This is a genomic window from Nakamurella aerolata, assembly GCF_013002705.1.
GTDB lineage: Bacteria > Actinomycetota > Actinomycetes > Mycobacteriales > Nakamurellaceae > Nakamurella > Nakamurella aerolata.
Map to the genome: position 1 here is coordinate 244,810 of NZ_JABEND010000004.1, position 17,225 is coordinate 262,034.

13 protein-coding genes are annotated in these 17,225 nt (G+C 69.8%); 7 read left to right on the forward strand and 6 right to left on the reverse strand.

Features of this window, described 5'->3' with window-relative positions; all coding sequences use genetic code 11:
* Positions 1-64: 64 nt before the first annotated feature.
* Genes HKD39_RS09575 through HKD39_RS09585 form a run of 3 tightly spaced genes read right to left on the reverse strand, consistent with a single transcriptional unit; the run spans position 65 to position 2,367 of the window.
* Complete coding sequence (locus tag HKD39_RS09575; RefSeq protein WP_171199634.1) at positions 65-1,531, reverse strand: D-alanyl-D-alanine carboxypeptidase family protein; 1,467 nt, start codon at positions 1,529-1,531, stop codon at positions 65-67.
* A 36-nt stretch (positions 1,532-1,567) separates the two neighbouring features.
* Positions 1,568-1,960 (reverse strand): succinate dehydrogenase/fumarate reductase transmembrane subunit, encoded by a 393-nt coding sequence (locus HKD39_RS09580; protein ID WP_171199635.1) that lies wholly within the window; start codon positions 1,958-1,960, stop codon positions 1,568-1,570.
* Positions 1,957-2,367: a hypothetical protein gene (locus HKD39_RS09585; RefSeq protein ID WP_171199636.1), complete on the reverse strand. Its 411-nt coding sequence runs from the start codon at positions 2,365-2,367 to the stop codon at positions 1,957-1,959. The genes HKD39_RS09580 and HKD39_RS09585 overlap by 4 nt, the downstream gene beginning before the upstream one ends.
* A gap of 253 nt (positions 2,368-2,620) precedes the next feature.
* On the opposite strand from HKD39_RS09585, the gene HKD39_RS09590 reads away from it, so the two are divergent.
* From HKD39_RS09590 to HKD39_RS09610, 5 genes are all read left to right on the forward strand, one after another.
* A complete protein-coding gene (locus tag HKD39_RS09590) occupies positions 2,621-3,976 on the forward strand; it encodes a BMP family lipoprotein (RefSeq protein WP_171199637.1) in 1,356 nt (451 codons plus the stop codon).
* A gap of 150 nt (positions 3,977-4,126) precedes the next feature.
* Positions 4,127-5,728: an ABC transporter ATP-binding protein gene (locus HKD39_RS09595; protein WP_171199638.1), complete on the forward strand. Its 1,602-nt coding sequence runs from the start codon at positions 4,127-4,129 to the stop codon at positions 5,726-5,728.
* Complete coding sequence (locus HKD39_RS09600) at positions 5,725-8,310, forward strand: ABC transporter permease subunit (protein WP_171199639.1); 2,586 nt, start codon at positions 5,725-5,727, stop codon at positions 8,308-8,310. The genes HKD39_RS09595 and HKD39_RS09600 overlap by 4 nt, the downstream gene beginning before the upstream one ends.
* Positions 8,311-8,313: 3 nt before the next feature.
* Complete coding sequence (locus HKD39_RS09605; protein ID WP_343074662.1) at positions 8,314-8,766, forward strand: cytidine deaminase; 453 nt, start codon at positions 8,314-8,316, stop codon at positions 8,764-8,766.
* Positions 8,763-10,073 (forward strand): thymidine phosphorylase, encoded by a 1,311-nt coding sequence (locus tag HKD39_RS09610; protein WP_171199640.1) that lies wholly within the window; start codon positions 8,763-8,765, stop codon positions 10,071-10,073. The genes HKD39_RS09605 and HKD39_RS09610 overlap by 4 nt, the downstream gene beginning before the upstream one ends.
* A gap of 48 nt (positions 10,074-10,121) precedes the next feature.
* Here the strand turns inward: HKD39_RS09610 and HKD39_RS09615 are convergent, their stop codons facing one another.
* Positions 10,122-11,732: an LLM class flavin-dependent oxidoreductase gene (locus HKD39_RS09615; protein ID WP_171199641.1), complete on the reverse strand. Its 1,611-nt coding sequence runs from the start codon at positions 11,730-11,732 to the stop codon at positions 10,122-10,124.
* Between the two features lie 78 nt (positions 11,733-11,810).
* Here HKD39_RS09615 and HKD39_RS09620 point away from each other — a divergent pair, with 78 nt between their 5' ends.
* A complete protein-coding gene (locus HKD39_RS09620) occupies positions 11,811-12,911 on the forward strand; it encodes an adenosine deaminase (RefSeq protein ID WP_171199642.1) in 1,101 nt (366 codons plus the stop codon).
* Positions 12,912-13,472: 561 nt separating this feature from the next.
* Here HKD39_RS09620 and HKD39_RS09625 read toward each other — a convergent pair.
* Positions 13,473-15,143 (reverse strand): hypothetical protein, encoded by a 1,671-nt coding sequence (locus tag HKD39_RS09625; RefSeq protein WP_171199643.1) that lies wholly within the window; start codon positions 15,141-15,143, stop codon positions 13,473-13,475.
* A 92-nt stretch (positions 15,144-15,235) separates the two neighbouring features.
* The gene (locus HKD39_RS09630) at positions 15,236-16,711 is read right to left on the reverse strand and encodes an aminobutyraldehyde dehydrogenase (RefSeq protein ID WP_171199644.1); all 1,476 of its coding nucleotides are present in this window, start codon (positions 16,709-16,711) and stop codon (positions 15,236-15,238) included.
* Between the two features lie 250 nt (positions 16,712-16,961).
* On the opposite strand from HKD39_RS09630, the gene HKD39_RS09635 reads away from it, so the two are divergent.
* On the forward strand, positions 16,962-17,189 hold the full coding sequence (locus HKD39_RS09635) for a DUF5302 domain-containing protein (protein WP_171199645.1): 228 nt from the start codon (positions 16,962-16,964) through the stop codon (positions 17,187-17,189).
* Positions 17,190-17,225: the final 36 nt, after the last annotated feature.

Below are 17,225 nucleotides of genomic sequence, written 5' to 3' on the forward strand. Positions count from 1 at the left end.
AGCACCACATAGCCAACATCACCACATGGCCGGCAGCGCCGGATCGCCCAGCTGAACGGCCGGGCTACTGCTGCCGGTCGCTGGAGCGACTGCCGCCGACCCGAAGGCCGACCACCACCGCGACAGCGCCGGCCAGCAGCACGGCGGCCAGCACCACCCAGAGCACCACCGTCGAACCCGAACTGCCGCTGCCGGTCTCGGCCGCGGCGACGGTCGGGGTCGGCGTGGTGGTTGGCAGCGTCATGGTGCTGCGCGGCACGGTGCTTGGCGCCGACAGCACGGTCCCGGTGCGGCTCGGTTCCGGTGCCGCCGACGGGGTGCCAGCGGTCGCGTCGGCGGCGGAGTTCACCAGCCGGCCGATGGGCGCGGCGCCGCGATCGAGCGCAAAGCCCCAGTCGAGCAGCGAGGCCGCCTGCATCCACTGCTTGCGGGGGTATTGGGTGCCGGCCAGCATGGTGACGACCAGTCGGCGGCCGCCGCGTTCGGCGATCCCGACGTAGGTGTTGCCGGCGGCGTCGGTGAACCCGGTCTTGCCGCCGATCCCGCCGGGATAGTTGCTGACCAACTGGTTCTCGTTGGGAATCGAGAACGCCTCGTACTCGCCGTAGCCGGGCACCTTGGCGTACTTGGTCGCATCCAGCTCGGCGAACGGTTTCAGCGTCATGTCCGATCGGGCGATCAGCGCCAGATCGTAGGCCGAGGTCATCTGGCCAGGCCCGTCCAGCCCGGAGACGGTGCTGGCGTGAGTGTCGAGGGCGCCCAAGGCTTTTGCCCGCTTGTTCATCTCTGCGACGGTCTTGTCGACACCGCCGTTCGCCACCGCCAGCGCATGCGCGACGTCGTTGCCCGAGCCGAGCAGCAGGTACGTCATCAGCTGCTTGACGGTGTACTTGCCGCCGGGCCCGATGCCGACCCGCGAACCCTCCTGCTCGGCGTCCTCTGTGGTGCCGGTGACCACCTTGTTCAGGTCTTTGAAGTTGCGCAGGAAGACGTTCATCGCCAGCAGCTTCTGGGTGCTGGCCGGACGGTAACGGCCGTGCGGGTCTTTGGCGGCCAGCACGTCGCCGGTGGTCAGATCGGCGATCAGCCAGGCCTGCGCGGAGATGTCGGGTGGCAGCGGCGCGCTCGGAGCAGGCACCAGCACCCCGCACTTGCCGAGCTGCTCGCCGCCGACCGGCTGCTTGGGCACCGGGGGCGGGGTGGGGGAGGCGGAGCCGGACGGCACCGCCTCCGAGGTGTCTTGCGCCACCGGGGGTTTCACCCGGCGCGCGCAGTCGCTGGAGTCCTGCGTCGTGACCGTCTCGGTCGGCGGGAGTACCGGGTTGGTGTAGTCGGCGGTTCCGGTTGCCGCTGCCCTGGCCGCGGGTGCGCCGGCGGCGGTGCTCACCGCAGGTGCCAGCGCGAAGGTGCCGGCCAGCACTGTGGCGACGGCCGCCGTCAGCGCCGCGGCAGTGGTGGCCGCGCGGCGCCGGCACCGGCGGGTCGGTGGCCGGTGCGGACCACGGGGGGCGGCGGCTGGGCGCGTCATCATCGGCAGCGAGCCTAACGGGGTCAGCGTCGGCCGACGTCAGAGCCGGGTGGAGAACGTCAGCACGGCGAGCAACCCGGCGACCGTCGCCGCCACCAACAGCAGCGCGAAGCAGACGGCGTTGACGGTGCGTTCGCGGCGCCACCGCCCGTCCGGCGCTCGCCACCAATTCACCAGCAGCACGCCGCCGTAGCCACCCACCGCGAGCAGCATCAGCACGTCCCACGCCCGCCACCACGGCCGCGACCAGCGGGCGGCGAGCGCGTTCCAGTCCAGCTCCAGCACCCCGGGCGGCCACAGATGCAGCGCCACCAGGTGGCCGGTGACCAGCACCGCGGCCAGGCCACCCAGCCAGCGGCGCCAGCGGGTGCGGCGCGCGGTGACTGCGGGAGTGGCAGCCGCGGCGGTGGCGGCGCCCGCTGGTCCGGTCATGGGTTGCTCCCGAAGGCGAGCTGCGCCGGATACCAGAACACCGTGACTGCGAGCAGCAGCGTCAGCAGCAGCCACAGCGCGAGCATGACGCGCAGGATGCCGCCGCGATACCTGGCGGCTGCCGGCCAGTGCTGGCCGAGCAGCAGCCGCAGGCTGTCCAGCAGGAAGTAGGTGACGCCGCTGGCCAGCAGCCACTGCAGCACCGCGACCGGCAGTTCGGTGTACAGCGCGGTCAGCCGCATGAAGGCGGCCGGCGCGAACCGGGCCAGCACCATGCCGACGACCAGCAGAAACACCGTCGCGAACAGGGCTACCTGGGCCAGCCGGTGGGCCCGTCGCGGCCAGTTCGGCCCGGCTCCCCGCACCTGGCCGGACGCCGTGGGTTGGGCGTTGCGGGTGGGGGACACACCGCCAAGGTTAACGACTGCTCGGCAGCTGCCGGTTTCGCGACCGCGGCCCTATCCCGGCCGCCGGTGGCGCTCGGATCGCCGGCGCAGCCGTAACAATCGGGTCGCTACCGCCGGCCCAGGATTCCCTTCGGCCCGTCCCTACGGTTAGTCTCGCTCGTCCCCCAGTGCCGGCAACCGCCGGCCGCGGCCGCTGGCCGGTAGCTCCAATGGCCGTCGAGGCTTTTGACAATTGGTGAAGACAAGGATGGTGATGACCGTGGGCGACCTGCGCCGCGTGTCCATCAAATTCGGTTCGGGCAAGAGCCTGCGCACTGCCGCGATCGCCGGCACCGCGGTGCTGGCGCTGACGCTGTCCGCCTGCGGCAGCAAGGGCGGCGACAGCAACACCTCGGCCGGCGCCGGCACCACAGGGCAGACCACCGCGGAGCAGACCGGTGGCGGCGCCGCCGGCTCGGGTGCTGCTGGTTCGGGTGCTGCTGGTTCCGGTGCCGCCGGTGCTGGCGGCCAGAGCTCCGCCGGCGGTGCCGCTGGTTCGGGTGCTGCTGGTTCGGGTGTTGCTGGTTCCGGTGCTGCTGGTTCCGGCGCTCAGGGCTCCGCGGCGGCCGGCGGCGAGCAGACCGCGCCGAGCGGACCGGTCACCGTCCCGGCCGACTTCAAGGCGTGCATGGTCACCGACACCGGGGGCATCGACGACAAGTCGTTCAACGCCTCGGCGTGGGCCGGCCTGCAGGAGGTCACCGGCGGCAAGGACAGCCAGTACGTGGCATCGAAGTCCGAGTCGGATTACCAGACCAACATCAACTCGCTGGTCACCGGTTCCTGCTCGCTGGTATTCACGGTCGGCGGCCTGATGGCCGACGCCACCATGGCCGCCGCCAAGACCCACCCCAAGCAGAACTTCGTCGGCATCGACTTCGCCGGCAACGGCAGCAACATCAAGGGCCTTGAGTTCGACTCGTCCCAGGCCGGCATGCTGGCCGGTTACCTGGCGGCGGGCTACTCCAAGACCGGGGTGGTGGCCACCTACGGCGGCCTCAAGATCGACCCGGTCACCATCTACATGGACGGCTTCGTCGAGGGCGTGCAGAAGTACAACGCCGACAACGGCAAGAACGTCAAGGTGTTGGGCTGGGACGAGGCCAAGCAGGACGGCAGCATCGCCGGCTCGTTCACCGACCAGAACAAGGGCAAGCAGCTGGCCAGCAACTTCATCAACCAGCAGGCCGATGTGCTGTTCCCGGTCGCCGGTGGCACCGGACTCGGCTCCGCCGCCGCCGCGCAGGCGGCCGGTGACACCGCGGTGATCTGGGTGGACGCCGACGGCTACACATCGGCCCCGCAGTACAAGAGCGTCTTCCTTGCCACCGCCGAGAAGAACATCACCGGCGCGGTGAAGGTGGCCATCGAGCAGGCCGCCGGCGGCAAGTTCGACCCGAGCAACTACCTCGGCACGCTGGCCAACGGTGGTGTCGGGCTGTCCAGCTTCCACGATTTCGAGGACAAGGTCCCCGCCGAGTTGAAGACCCAGCTGCAGACCCTCGAGCAGGATCTGGCCTCCGGCAAGGTCACCACCAACTCGCCGGCCGCCAAGAAGCTCACCAAGTAGCCAGCGCACTCAGCAGCCGCGTCGTCGGCAGCACAGTCACACCCGCCCGGTTCCGGCGTCCCAGCGGCGCCGGAACCGGGCGGGCGGCTTTTCGTGGTATCAAACTTGCAGCATCCGTGAGTCAGCCGTCCGGCGGCGGGAGGAGCAGCGTTGAAGCTGGAGCTGCGCGGTATCACCAAGCGCTTCGGGCCGCTGGTGGCCAACGATGCGATCGACCTCGAGGTCAATCCCGGCGAGATCCACGCCCTGCTCGGCGAGAACGGCGCCGGCAAGTCCACCTTGATGAATGTGCTGTACGGGCTGTACCAGCCGGACGCCGGCGAGATCCTGCTCGACGGGGTGCCGCAGCACTTCACCGGCCCCGGCGACGCCATCGCTGCCGGCATCGGGATGGTGCACCAGCACTTCATGCTGATACCGGTGTTCTCGGTGGCCGAGAACATCATGCTGGGCGACGAGCCCACCGGCCCGGCCGGCACCCTCAACGTGCGGGCGGCAAGAGCACGGGTGCGCGAGCTCAGCCAGACCTACGGGCTTTCGGTCGATCCGGACGCCATGGTGGAGAACCTTCCGGTGGGTGTGCAGCAGCGGGTGGAAATCCTGAAGGCGCTGCTGCGGGATGCCAAGGTGCTCATCCTGGACGAGCCCACCGCGGTGCTGACCCCGACCGAGATCGACGACCTGATGCGGGTGATGGGCGAACTCCGCGACAACGGCACCGCGATCGTCTTCATCACGCACAAGCTCCGCGAGGTGCGGCAGATCGCCGACAAGATCACCGTGATTCGCCGCGGCAAGGTCGTCGGGCAGGCCGAACCCACTGCGTCGCAACAGGATCTGGCATCGATGATGGTCGGCCGGTCGGTATCGCTGACGGTCGCCAAGACCCCGGCCGAGCCGGGTGCCGAGCGACTGGAGCTGGCCGACGTTGCCGTCGCGGACGACCGCGGGCACGTCACCGCCAGCGGCGTCAACCTGACCGTGCGGGCCGGCGAGATCGTCGCGCTGGCGGGGGTGCAGGGCAACGGCCAGGAGGAGCTGGTCGAGTGTCTGCTCGGGCTGCGTCCGGTGCAGGCCGGCACCATCACGTTGGGGGGCAAGGACATCACCACGCTCGGGCCAAGGCAGATTCTCGAGTCCGGGGTCGGTTTCGTGCCGGAGGATCGCCAGCACGACGGGCTGGTCGGCTCGTTCACCGTCGCCGAGAACCTGGTGCTCGACCGGTTCCGTGACGCGGAGTTCGCCCGCGGCGCCTCGCTGCGGCTGGGTGCCATGCAGGCGAACGCCGAGCACCGAATCGCCGAGTTCGACATCCGCCCACCCAACCCGAGCGCGCCGGCGACGACGCTGTCCGGCGGCAATCAGCAGAAGGTGGTGCTGGCCAGGGAACTGTCGCGGCCACTGCAACTGTTCGTTGCCAGCCAGCCCACTCGTGGTGTCGATGTCGGTGCGCAGGAAGCGATTCACGCCAGGATCGTTGCCGAGCGGGACGCCGGCAGCGCGGTGGTGCTGGTGTCGAGCGAGCTGGACGAGGTGCTGGCAATGGCCGACCGGATCGCGGTGATGTACCGCGGCGGCATCATCGGCGAGCTGCCGGGCGGCAGCACCCGCGACGAGGTCGGCCTGATGATGGCTGGCGTCACCGAGCCCGGCCAGGAACCCCAGCACCTGGCCGAGCCGGTGGAGCTGCCCGCCACCGAGCGCCCAGCCGAACCGCGAACCGAGCGCGGCGTCCAGGAGAGCGGAGCATGACAGAGCCGACCAAGCCCAACGATCCAACAGGTTCGGCAGCGGGCTCCGAATCCGCTGGGGCAACGGCGGTATCGGCCGGCGCGTCAGGGGTAGCCGAACCGCCGGCAACCGGTGGCGGTACCGGCAGCCCGTTGGCCAGGGCGCCGCGCCGCGGCTCCGGTGCGCTGCTGACGCTGGTCTCCATCGTGCTGGCGCTGATCGTCGGTGGCGTCATCATCGCGCTGTCCGACCAGGTGGTGCGCAGCGAGCTGACCCATGTCTTCTCCGACCCAGGGCCGTTCTTCCGCGACTTCTTCCTGTCCATCAGGGACGCCTATTTCGCGTTGTTCAAGGGCGCCATCTACAACCCGGACAACGACGGCACGTTCGCCGGCATCTTCGCTCCGCTCGGTGGCACCCTCTACAAGGCGGCGCCGCTGATTCTCGGCGGCCTTTCCGTCGGGCTCGCGTTCCGGGCCGGCCTTTTCAACATCGGTGGCGAGGGCCAGGTGATGGCCGGCGCGTTCTGCTCCGGCTTCGTCGGATTCACCTTCACCAGCCTGCCCGCCGTCGTGCTGCTGCCGTTCGCGGTGCTCACCGGCCTTGCCGGCGGCGTCCTGTGGGGGTTCATCGCCGGATGGCTCAAGGCCCGCACCGGAGCGCATGAGGTGATCACCACCATCATGCTGAACTGGATAGCCACGTTCGCGCTTGCCTGGTTGATCACCACCTCGAAGGTGGTTGACCCCAGCAACTCTCAGCAGTCCAAGCCGGTGGCCGAAGCCGCGCGAATCCCCAAGCTGTTCGGGTCGGGGGTGCTGGTCGACTGGTCGTTCGTGCTGGCCATCGTGGTGGCCGGGTGGTTGGTGTGGCTGCTCACCCGCTCGAAGCTGGGGTTCCAGTTGCGTGCGGTCGGCGCCAACCCCGCCGCCGCCCGTACCGCGGGGATCAGCGTCGGCGGTATGACGATCACCGCCATGACGATGGCCGGCGGCTTGGCCGGCCTCGCCGGTGTCAGCTTGGCGCTCGGCGGTGCCACCAGCTACTCGGTCACCGGCAGCATCTCGTCCAACATCGGATTCGACGCGATCACCGTCGCGCTGCTGGGCCGCAGCCGGCCGTGGGGCGTCGTCGGTGCCGGTCTGCTGTTCGGCGCGCTGAAGCAGGGCGGCGCCACCATGCAGGCCACTGCCGGCGTCGAGGTCCCGATCGACATCATCACCGTCATCCAGGCGCTGATCGTGATGTTCGTTGCCGCGCCGATGCTGGTGAAGTCCATCGTGCGGTTCAAGGCACTCGGCGGCTCCGCGCTGAACACCGCGACCACCAACCTGGTCACCACCGTCACGCACGTGCGGAAGGACCGGTTGCCGCGCAACGTTTTTGCCGGTGGCATGCAGGTGCTGCTTGCCGCGCTGGCGCTGGTGCTGTTCGCCACCTCGCGCCGGACGTCCGGTGAGGCGGCGCTGCAGTTCTCGCTGCGCGGCGACACCGTGCAGCTGCCGACCTGGACCTACTCGGCGCGAACCTGGATCATCATCGCCTGTGTTGCCGCGATCGTCGTCGGGGTGCTGCGCATTCTCAAGGTGATCGGGCCGCGCTGGGCGATCGCGCTGTGCACTGTGCTGCTGGTGTTCGCCTTCATCACCTGGTCGATTGCCGGCACCGGTAACCCGTTCCTGGCAACGGGTCTGCTCAAGGGCGCGTTGTTCCCGCTGGCCATCCCGCTGATTCTCGGCGCGCTGGCCGGGGTGATCGGTGAGCGCTCCGGTGTTGTCAACATCGCCATCGAGGCGCAGCTGCTCGGCGGTGCCTTCCTGGCCGCGGTGATCGGCACCGTCACCGCGTCGATGTGGTTCGGCGCGATCGGCGGCCTGCTGGCCGGGCTGTTGATCGCCGGGTTGCTGTCGGTACTTGCCATCAAGTATTTCGTGGACCAGGTGATTGTCGGTGTGGTGCTGAACCTGTTGGTGCTGGGCCTGACCAACTTCTTCTTCAACAAGCTGCTGTCGCCGAACCCGGACGGCTTCAACAACCCGCCAACGTTCCCGATCTGGAAAGTTCCGCTGCTGAGCGACATTCCGATCATCGGGCAGATCTTCTTCCAGGGAACCATCTTCCTGTACGCCACCTACCTGATCATCGCGCTGGCGCAGTTCGGGCTCTTCCACACCAGGTGGGGGTTGCGGGTGCGGGCAGTAGGTGAGCACCCGCGCGCCGCCGATACCGTCGGCATCAACGTGCGGCGCACCCGCTACCGGGCAGTCTGGCTGGCCGGCCTGGTCGCCGGTCTCGGCGGCGCCTTCCTGGTGCTCGGCACCGGCTCGATCGGCACCTTCGGGCTGAACATGAGCAACGGTATGGGCTTCATCGCGCTGGCCGCGGTGATCTTCGGCCGCTGGAACCCGCTGGGTGCGGTGGCGGCGGCGCTGCTGTTCGGCTTCACCACCCAGCTGGCCGCGCTGCTGCAGCAAGCCGGCTCGCCGATCAACGGCAGCCTGCTGCTCACCCTGCCGTACGTGGTGACGCTGCTGGTGGTGGCCAACTCCGGTGGGCGGGTGCGGGCGCCGGCCGCCGACGGCCAGCCGTACCGGGTGGGCTGAGCCGTGGCCTCAGACGCTGCCGCCGCTGTCGACGCTGCCGCGATCGACTGGGAGGCGTTGCGGCACCAGGCCATCGACGCCGCCGCGCTGGCCTACAGCCCGTACTCCGGGCTGCAGGTCGGGGCGGCAGCTTTGGTGGCCGGCGCCACCGGCAGCCGGGTGATCAGCGGCTGCAACGTCGAGAACGCCTCGTACGGCGTCGGCGTCTGCGCCGAGGTGACGCTGGCCGGGCAACTGCGGCTGACCGGCGGTGGCCGGCTGCTGGCGGTGGCCTGCCGTTCCGGCAGCGGCGAGCTGCTGATGCCGTGCGGTCGCTGCCGGCAGGTGATCTACGAGTTCGGCGGCCCTGACTGCTTGCTGGACACGCACTCCGGCCCGCGGCCGATGAGCTGGGTGCTGCCCGACGCGTTCGGTCCCGAGTTCCTGCCGCACCAGCACCAGGAAGGGTCAGCATGAGCCAGCAGTCAGTTCCCGGTTCCGTCACCGCGGTGGACGTGATCCGCACCAAACGCGACGGCGGTGAGCTGTCCGACGAGCAGATCGACGGGGTGATCGCCGGTTACACCGCAGGCCAGGTCGCCGAGGAGCAGATGTCGGCGCTGTTGATGGCGATCCTGTTGCGGGGCATGACGTCCAGGGAGATCGCCAGCTGGACCGACGCGATGATCTCCTCCGGCATCAGGATGGACCTGTCGGCGGTGACGGCGGCCGGCCGGCCGACCGTCGACAAGCATTCCACCGGCGGGGTTGGGGACAAGATCTCGCTGCCGCTGGCTCCGCTGGTGGCGGCCTGCGGTGCCGCCGTGCCGCAGCTGTCCGGACGCGGGCTGGGGCACACCGGCGGAACCCTGGACAAGATGGAGTCGATCGCCGGCTGGCGGGCTAGCCTTTCGCCGCAGCAGCTGCTGGCGCAGCTGACCGACGTCGGCGCGGTGATCTGCGCGGCGTCGGACGAGCTGGCACCCGCCGACCGGCGGCTGTACGCGCTGCGCGACGTCACCGCGACGGTCGAATCGATCCCGATGATCTCCGCGTCGATCATGAGCAAGAAGATCGCCGAGGGCACCGACGCGCTGGTGCTCGACGTGAAGGTCGGTTCCGGCGCCTTCATGAAGAACCTGGACGACGCCCGCGAACTCGCTCGCACCATGGTGGAACTCGGTACCGCGCACGGGGTTTCCACCGCCGCGCTGCTCACCGACATGTCGACACCGCTGGGCCGCGCCGTCGGCAACGCGGTGGAGGTGGCCGAGTCGCTTGAGGTACTGGCCGGTGGCGGCCCGGCCGACGTCCGTGAGCTGACGCTGGCGCTGGCCGCCGAGATGCTGGCCCAGGCCGGGCTGGACGCCGACCCTGAGCAGGTACTCGACTCCGGCAAGGCGATGGACGCCTGGCGCGCGATGGTCACCGCGCAGGGTGGCGACCCTGATGCCCCGCTGCCGGTTCCGGGGCACATCCAGACCGTGGCGGCCGCCGAAACCGGTGTGTTGCAACACCTTGACGCCTACCGGGTCGGTGTCGCGGCCTGGCGGCTGGGCGCCGGCCGGGCCCGCAAGGAAGACCCGGTCCAGGCGGCCGCCGGGCTGCTCTGCCTGGCCAAGCCGGGGGACACCGTCACCGCGGGACAGCCGCTGTTCGAGCTGCACACCGATACCCCGGAGCGCTTCGACGCCGCCATTGCCGAGCTGGACGGCGCGGCGAGGATCGGCGCCGACCCGCTGCCGCGGCCGCCGCTGGTGATCGACACCGTTCGCGCCGGCTGACAGCGGGAAACTGACAGCGGGAACAAGCAGCGGGAAACTGACAGTCGGCTACTGAAAGCCGTAGCGCGCCAACGGTTCCAGCAGCTCCTGCTCCTCGTAGGCCAGGTGCGAGCGCATGGTGTCGGTGAGCAGGTCCACCTTGCGCTGCAACGCATCCAGCGCTTCCTGGCCGGCCACGCCGTAGCCGGGCTCGTCCACCAAACCGACCAGCGCCCTGTCCAGCTCGTCCAGCACGTGATGGATCACCTCGTGCTCGTCCTGCAGTCGATCGAGCACCGGGCCGAGCTCGGGGTCGGCGCGGCGCAGGTGCGGGAAGATGCTGCGATCCTCCAGGGTGTGGTGCCCGGTGACGATGCGGCAGTACGACTCGCAGAAGGCGCCGAGCGTCCAGTTGTTCTGCCGCATCGCCATGGTGTTCAGCACCGAACGGGCCTGGCCCACCGACAGGTGCCCCTGCCGCACCTGCTGCACGACGTCGCGTACCTGGTCGAGCTCGGCGCGCAGGCCGTCGTGGATGTCCACCAGGTGCTGCGGTGCCGCCAGCTGTTCGGCGGTGAATTGGCTCTGGTCGACCCTCGCGCCGTCGGTACGCGGCCGCGCCCGCTCGTCCCACTCCAGCTCGCCGGTGAGCCGGCTGCCGTCGTCGTGGGTGGGCGTCACGGTGATCCGCTGCCGCTGCGGCGGCACACCGGCAGCAGGGCCGTCGCTGCTGGAGCTGCCGACGGAGCCGTCCGGGGCATCGGGCGTCGGCGGCTGCATCGGCACCGGCTGGCTGGCAACCCGTTCCCGTTCCGCCGCCACCTGTTCGCGCACCGCGGGGGCGACCTCGGCGGCGATCCGGCGGACGTCGTCCGGGTCGTCGGTACCCACCACAAAGGTGCTCATCCCGACCGTGACGGCCAGCTCGGTGAGCTGCTCGGCCCACTGATCAGCGGTGCCGCGCAGCAGCCCGCTGCCGCGGCCGAACTGCCCGAAGACGTTGTAGATCCGCTTGATCGAGCCGGGAGCCCGGCCGGCCTGCAGGGCGGCCTCGTCGATCTGTGCGCTCAGCCCGGCCAGCGCCGGCGGATCGGCGTAGCCCATCGACGGCACCCAGCCGTCGGCGAGCCTGCCGGTGAGCGCCAGCATCCGCGGCTTGTACGAGCCGATCCAGATCGGAATCTGATGCGCAGGAGCCGGGCCGGCGTGCAAACCCTTGACCTGGTAATGCTTTCCGGGGAAACGGAGCGAGCCGCCGGCCCACATCGCCCGCATGATCTCGATGGCCTCGGCCAGCGCGTCCACCGCTTCCCCCGGAGTCCTCCGGGGTCCGCCGGCCGCCTCGATGGCATCCCAGAAGGCACCGGCGCCGAGACCGAGTTCCACCCGGCCGGCCGTCAGCAGATCGAGCGTCGCGGCCGCCTTCGCCAGCACCACCGGCGGCCGCAGCGGCAGGCTCACCACGTTCGGTGCCACCTTGAGCTGCGAGGTGCGGGCGCCGATGACGCTGAGCAGCGTCCAGGTGTCGACGAACTTGCCCTGATAGGGATGGTCCTGAACGGCGACCAGGTCGATGCCGACCGCGTCGGCCAACTCGGCCAGCGCGACGGTCTGCTCGACCTGGTCGGCCGCCGGGGTGGGGAAGATCCCGAACTCGATGTCCTGCAGGTAGTCCGCCATCGCTCCAGTCTGCCGCGTCGACCGGACCGGTGCCGGCGGGCCGCTGACCGCGCAGGTGCCCGCGATAGGTTGGAGGGTATGCCCGCGCCGCTGACCGAAGAGAACATCCGCCGCGCCCCCAAGGTGCTGCTGCACGACCATCTGGACGGCGGCCTGCGGCCCGCCACCGTGATCGAGCTGGCACAACAAACCGGCTACGACAAGCTGCCGACCACCGACGTCGATGAGCTGTCCACCTGGTTCTACGGCGCCGCCCATTCCGGTTCCCTTGAACGGTATCTGGAGACGTTCGCGCACACCGTCGGGGTGATACAGACCCGGGACGCGCTGATCAGAGTGGCCGCCGAATGTGCCGAGGATCTCGCCGACGACGGCGTGGTCTATGCCGAGGTGCGCTTCGCCCCCGAGCTGCACGTGGAGCAGGGTCTGACGCATGAAGAAGTGATTGATGCGGTGCTGGAGGGGTTCGCCCGCGGCACCGCGGCGGCGGCAGCGCGCGGGCACGTGATCGTGGTGCGGGCGCTGCTCACCGCCATGCGGCACGCCGCGCACTCCCGCGAGATCGCCGCCCTGGCAGTGGCTTTCCGGGACAAGGGCGTCGCCGGTTTCGACATCGCCGGTGCCGAGAAGGGATTCCCGCCCAGCCGGCACCTCGACGCCTTCGAGTATCTGCGCAGGGAGAACGCCCACTTCACCATCCATGCCGGCGAGGGGTTCGGGCTGCCGTCGATCTGGGAAGCCATTCAATGGTGCGGCGCCGACCGGCTCGGGCACGGCGTGCGCATCGTCGAAGACATCGACACCGCTGCCGCCGGCGACGGTGAGGCGCCGGCGCTCGGGCTGCTGGCCCAGTACGTGCGGGACAAGCGCATCCCGTTGGAGCTGGCCCCCACCTCCAACGTGCAGACCGGTGCGGCCGCGTCCATCGCCGAGCACCCGATCGGGCTGCTGACCGACCTGAAGTTCCGGGTCACCGTGAACACCGACAACCGGCTGATGTCCGGCTGCACCATGACCAGCGAGATGCTCGGCCTCGTCGAGGCTTTCGACTACCCGTGGGAAACCCTGCAGTGGTTCACCGTGAACGCGATGAAGTCTGCCTTCCTGCCCTTCGACGAGCGGCTCGCCATCATCAACGACGTGATCAAACCCGGCTACGCCGAGTTGATCAACGCTTAGCTGAACCTGGCTGGGGCGTTGGTCAGCGCTTGCGGCGGAACCAGCGGCGCCGGCTCCGGGTGGCAAGGCCGGCGCTGGGCTTCGCAGCGCCTGCCCGGCTGCGCTGCGCTTGCCGGTCAGCCGCTGCTGCAGAATCGCGCCGGCCTTCCACCCTGCGCCGGCTCCAAAGTGTGCCGACCCAATTGGCCGAAAATGGCTTCTCGTTCGTCAAAACGGCCTGTCACGGGGTGTTTTCGCCGACGAGAAGCCACTTTCGGTCAAATGACGTCCGGTACCCGCCCGCGGGCGTTGGTCAGCGCTTGCGGCGGAACCAGCCGCGCCGGCTCCGGGTGGCAAGGCCGGCGCTGGGCTTCGCAGCGCCTGCCCGGCTGCGCTGCGCTTGCCGGTCAGCCGCTGCTGCAGAATCGCGCCGGCCTTCCACCCTGCGCCGGCTCCAAAGTGTGCCGACCCAATTGGCCGAAAATGGCTTCTCGTTCGTGAAAACGGTCTGTCACGGGGTGATTTCGCCGACGAGAAGCCACTTTCGGTCAAATGGCGCCCCGCACCCGCGCGGGGCGACGGTCAGCGCTTGCGGCGAAACCAGCCGCGACGGCCGGAGTCGGCGTCTGCATCAGAGTCAGTGTCCGAGTCCGAGTCCGAGTCCGAGTCGGCGTCTGAGTCTGAGTCGGCGACTGAATGAGAGTCGGGGGCAGCAGCGGTCTCATCGGCCTTGGGCGCCCCGTCTGAGCCGGATGCGCCGTCCGAGTGAGCTGGGTCGAGGGGGGCCGGATCGGGATCGGAGTCGGAGAACGGGTCCCACTCGACGGTGCCGGTGAAGCGCTCCACCAGCACGTCCCAGGCGGCGGCCTCGTCCTCGAACGGGGGAGAGGGCGGCAGCCGGTCCGGGCTGGGGTTGGCGATGGCCGACACCAGGTAGCCGAGCGGCGAGGCCGAGCCGAGCGCGTCGGTGGTCTCGGAGTCACCGCGGGCGGTGGCGGCGTCGGTCAGCAGCTCGGTCGCCAGGGCCAGCTGGCGGCGGTTCACCTCGGCCGGTCCGGCGCCGAGCGCAGCTCCCAAACCGTCGAGCTGGTAAGTGTTTTCCGGCCCGGCCAGCACCGCGGCGTCACCCTCGATGATGGCGTTGCGGATGATGCCGTAGGCCTCCAGCTCGCTCAGCGAGTTCTGCTGGGCGCCGTCGCCGGCGTCGGAGGCACCGGTGTACTCGGTCAGGTACTGCTCGAGCCCAGCGGGGTCGGAGAACAGGTAGATCCTGGTCGAGCTGGCGCCGGACCGGCCCGCCGGCCCGAGGAACACCGGTTGCTCGTCCAGGTAGCAGCGCAGCGTCCAGCCGGTGCGCTCACCGACGGTGATCTGTACCGGGTCGATGCCGACGCCGTCCCAGAAGATCAACTCGGCGTCGCGCTCATCGTCTTCGTCGTCGTCTTCGTCGGACACGATCGCCTGCACCGCGGACAGCTCGGTGTTGGCCTGCTCCAACGCTTCCGGGTCAACCGGCGGGGTGGCGACGGCGCCGTCCAGCGCCTCCACCACCTTGTCCCAATCAGCGGCGACCACCTGACCGATCTCGTCCCACAGCTTCGCGCCCTGCCGGCCGATGAAGGCGCTCTGTCCGTGTCCCAGCAGCGCGAAGCCGTCGGAGGAGTCGAGCACCTCCTCGATCACCGGCAGGTCGCAGACCTCGGCCAGCGACCGCAGAATGGCCACCGTGTCGGCCAGCTCGGCCAGCGTCCAGGTGTCCGGCGGCTGGGCCACCAGATCCATCACGCCGACGATGTCGAAGCGGTGATCCTCGTCCGGCAGCAGCTCGTCGGCCAGTGCCTTCTTGGCCTGCGGCCAATCCGGGTGGTCGGACAGATCGTGCTCGTCGGTGGTCCGGATGAACGCCGCGAGGTGCGCGGCAGTCGGGAACACGAACACCTTGTCGTTCGATGACGCGTCGTTCGATGACGCGGCGGCTTCTGCGTCATCGGCGCCGGCTGTGTCCTCAGCGTCGTCGGCGCCGGCTGGGTCATCAGTGACCACGTCTTCAGCGGCTGTGTCGTCAGCGATGTCCGCGGCAGAGTCCACGTCGTCGTCATCGACTCCGGACGCGACCACTGTGCCGGTGTCCGGGTCGATGGTGCCGCCGAGGAAGGCTTCCCACTCCTCGCCGTCCTCGACCCAGCGCGGCGCCCACAGCGTGAACCCGACTCCGTCGGTCAACCCGAGCTGGATGGGGATGATCTCGGCCACGTGTGGTTCCTTCCTCGGTTGGTCCCCGGACGGGGTGCCGGGTGAGCCTATCGATCGGGTCTGAGTGTTCGGTGCCGGGAAGCCGGCCGGCGTTACAGCGCGCTCATCACGTGCTTGACCCTGGTGTAGTCCTCCAGCGAGTACATCGACAGGTCTTTGCCGTACCCGGAGTGCCCGAAGCCGCCGTGCGGCATCTCTGCGACCAGCGGAATGTGGGTGTTGATCCACACGCAGCCGAAGTTCAGGGCGTTCGACACCCGCAGGGCCCGGCCGTGGTCGGCCGTCCAGACCGAAGACGCCAGCCCGTACCGGGTGTCGTTGGCCTGCCGGATGGCCTGCGCCTCCACCTCCTCAGCCGAGCTGCCGGCGGACCCCTCCACCATCTTCTGCACGGTGATCACCGGCCCGAAGATCTCGTCGGTCACCGCCTCGTCGCCGCTGCGCAGCCCGGAAACAACGGTGGGGGAATAGAAAAAGCCAGGGCCGTCCGGCCGGCTGCCGCCGGCCTCGACGGAAGCGTTGTCCGGCAACCGATCCACGAAACCGGACACCTTCTCCAGCTGTGCCGCCGAGTTCAGCGGCCCGTAGGCGGCGTCCGGATCGGACGGCGGCCCGGTGACGGTGCCGCGGGCCTGCTCGGCCAGCGCCGCGACCAACTCGTCGTGCACGCCCGGGGCGGCCAGCACCCTGGTGGCCGCCGTGCAATCCTGCCCGGCGTTGAAGTAGCCGGCCTCGGTGATCGCGGCGGCGGCCGCGACCACGTCGGCGTCGTCGAAGACCAGCACCGGCGCCTTGCCGCCGAGTTCCAAATGCACCCGCTTCAGGTCGGCCGCTGCGGCCTGCGCCACCTGCATGCCGGCCCGCACCGACCCGGTGATCGACACCAGCTTGGCCGCGGGGTGCGAGACCACCATCGCGCCGGTCTCCCGGTCGCCGGTCACCACGTTGAAGGTGCCCTCCGGCAAAAACTCGGCAGCCAACTCGGCCAACAGCAGGGTGGTCTCCGGGGTGGTTTCCGCCGGCTTGAGCACAACGGTGTTCCCGGCGGCCAGCGCCGGGGCGATCTTCCAGATCGCCATCATCAGCGGGTAGTTCCACGGTGTCACCTGGCCGACCACCCCGATCGGTTCGCGGCGGGTGTACGAGGTGAAGCCGGCCATGTACTCGCCGGCCGACTTGCCCTCGAGCACCCTAGCGGCGCCGGCGAAGAACCGCAGCTGGTCGACGGCCGGGGGCAGCTCTTCGGACGCGGTGAGCCCCAACGGTTTTCCGGTGTTGCGGGATTCCGCGGCGACGAACTCGTCGGCCCTGGCCTCGAGCGTGTCGGCGATTTTCAGCAACGCCAGTTGGCGCTCGGCCGGGGTGGTGTGCCCCCAGGTGTCGAAGGCCTTCGCGGCGGCGCTGTAGGCGGCGTCGACCTCGGCCTGCCTGGAGAGCGGCGCATGGGTGTACACCTGCGCCGTCGCCGGATCGACGACGTCCATCCCGGCATCGGCGCCGGCGTGCCAGTCGCCGGCGTAGAAGTTCCGCAGCTGTTGCGGTGCGCTCGTTGTGGTGTCCGTCGGCATGTGGTGGCCTCCCCAGGTCGGGCCGCTGTCTCGGCACCAACGCGCCCGGCGGGTAGCCGGAACCGGCGCTGGTGTGCGGCTGACTCCAGCCTGCCATTGCCGGCGGCCGCTCCACAGCGAGGGTCGGGCGCGAACGGGTTATCAACGTGACAGCCCAGCCGCGGCCGGGTGATGATGGGGGCCCAACGACCGAAGCCGGGCCGGCGCCGCACGAGCAGCCGGCCAGGCACCAGACGTCAGGAGAACGGGAATGCCGTCGCAGCCGAAACCGCAGCAGCACAGCGCCGATGCCGGCGCCGCCGACGCGGAGGGCGGCTCGCCGGTGAGCAAGTCGACCAAGGACGCGATGGCGGCAGCGCTGGCCCGCAAGCAGGCCGGCGGGCAGAGCCACGGCAACCACCTGGACTCCGGGGCAAAGGTCAACGACGCCACCGAGAATCACAAGGCCACCCGCACCTTCCGCCGCAAATCGGTCTGACCGGCCGGTCAGCGTGCGCAGCGCCGATGGGCACCG

Coding starts and splice junctions, on each gene's coding strand:
- HKD39_RS09575 (WP_171199634.1), bottom strand. CDS start 1,531: ATGATGACGCGCCCAGCCGCCGCCCCCCGTGGTCCGCACCGGCCACCG.
- HKD39_RS09580 (WP_171199635.1), bottom strand. CDS start 1,960: ATGACCGGACCAGCGGGCGCCGCCACCGCCGCGGCTGCCACTCCCGCA.
- HKD39_RS09590 (WP_171199637.1), top strand. CDS start 2,621: ATGACCGTGGGCGACCTGCGCCGCGTGTCCATCAAATTCGGTTCGGGC.
- HKD39_RS09600 (WP_171199639.1), top strand. CDS start 5,725: ATGACAGAGCCGACCAAGCCCAACGATCCAACAGGTTCGGCAGCGGGC.
- HKD39_RS09610 (WP_171199640.1), top strand. CDS start 8,763: ATGAGCCAGCAGTCAGTTCCCGGTTCCGTCACCGCGGTGGACGTGATC.
- HKD39_RS09615 (WP_171199641.1), bottom strand. CDS start 11,732: ATGGCGGACTACCTGCAGGACATCGAGTTCGGGATCTTCCCCACCCCG.
- HKD39_RS09620 (WP_171199642.1), top strand. CDS start 11,811: ATGCCCGCGCCGCTGACCGAAGAGAACATCCGCCGCGCCCCCAAGGTG.
- HKD39_RS09630 (WP_171199644.1), bottom strand. CDS start 16,711: ATGCCGACGGACACCACAACGAGCGCACCGCAACAGCTGCGGAACTTC.
- HKD39_RS09635 (WP_171199645.1), top strand. CDS start 16,962: ATGCCGTCGCAGCCGAAACCGCAGCAGCACAGCGCCGATGCCGGCGCC.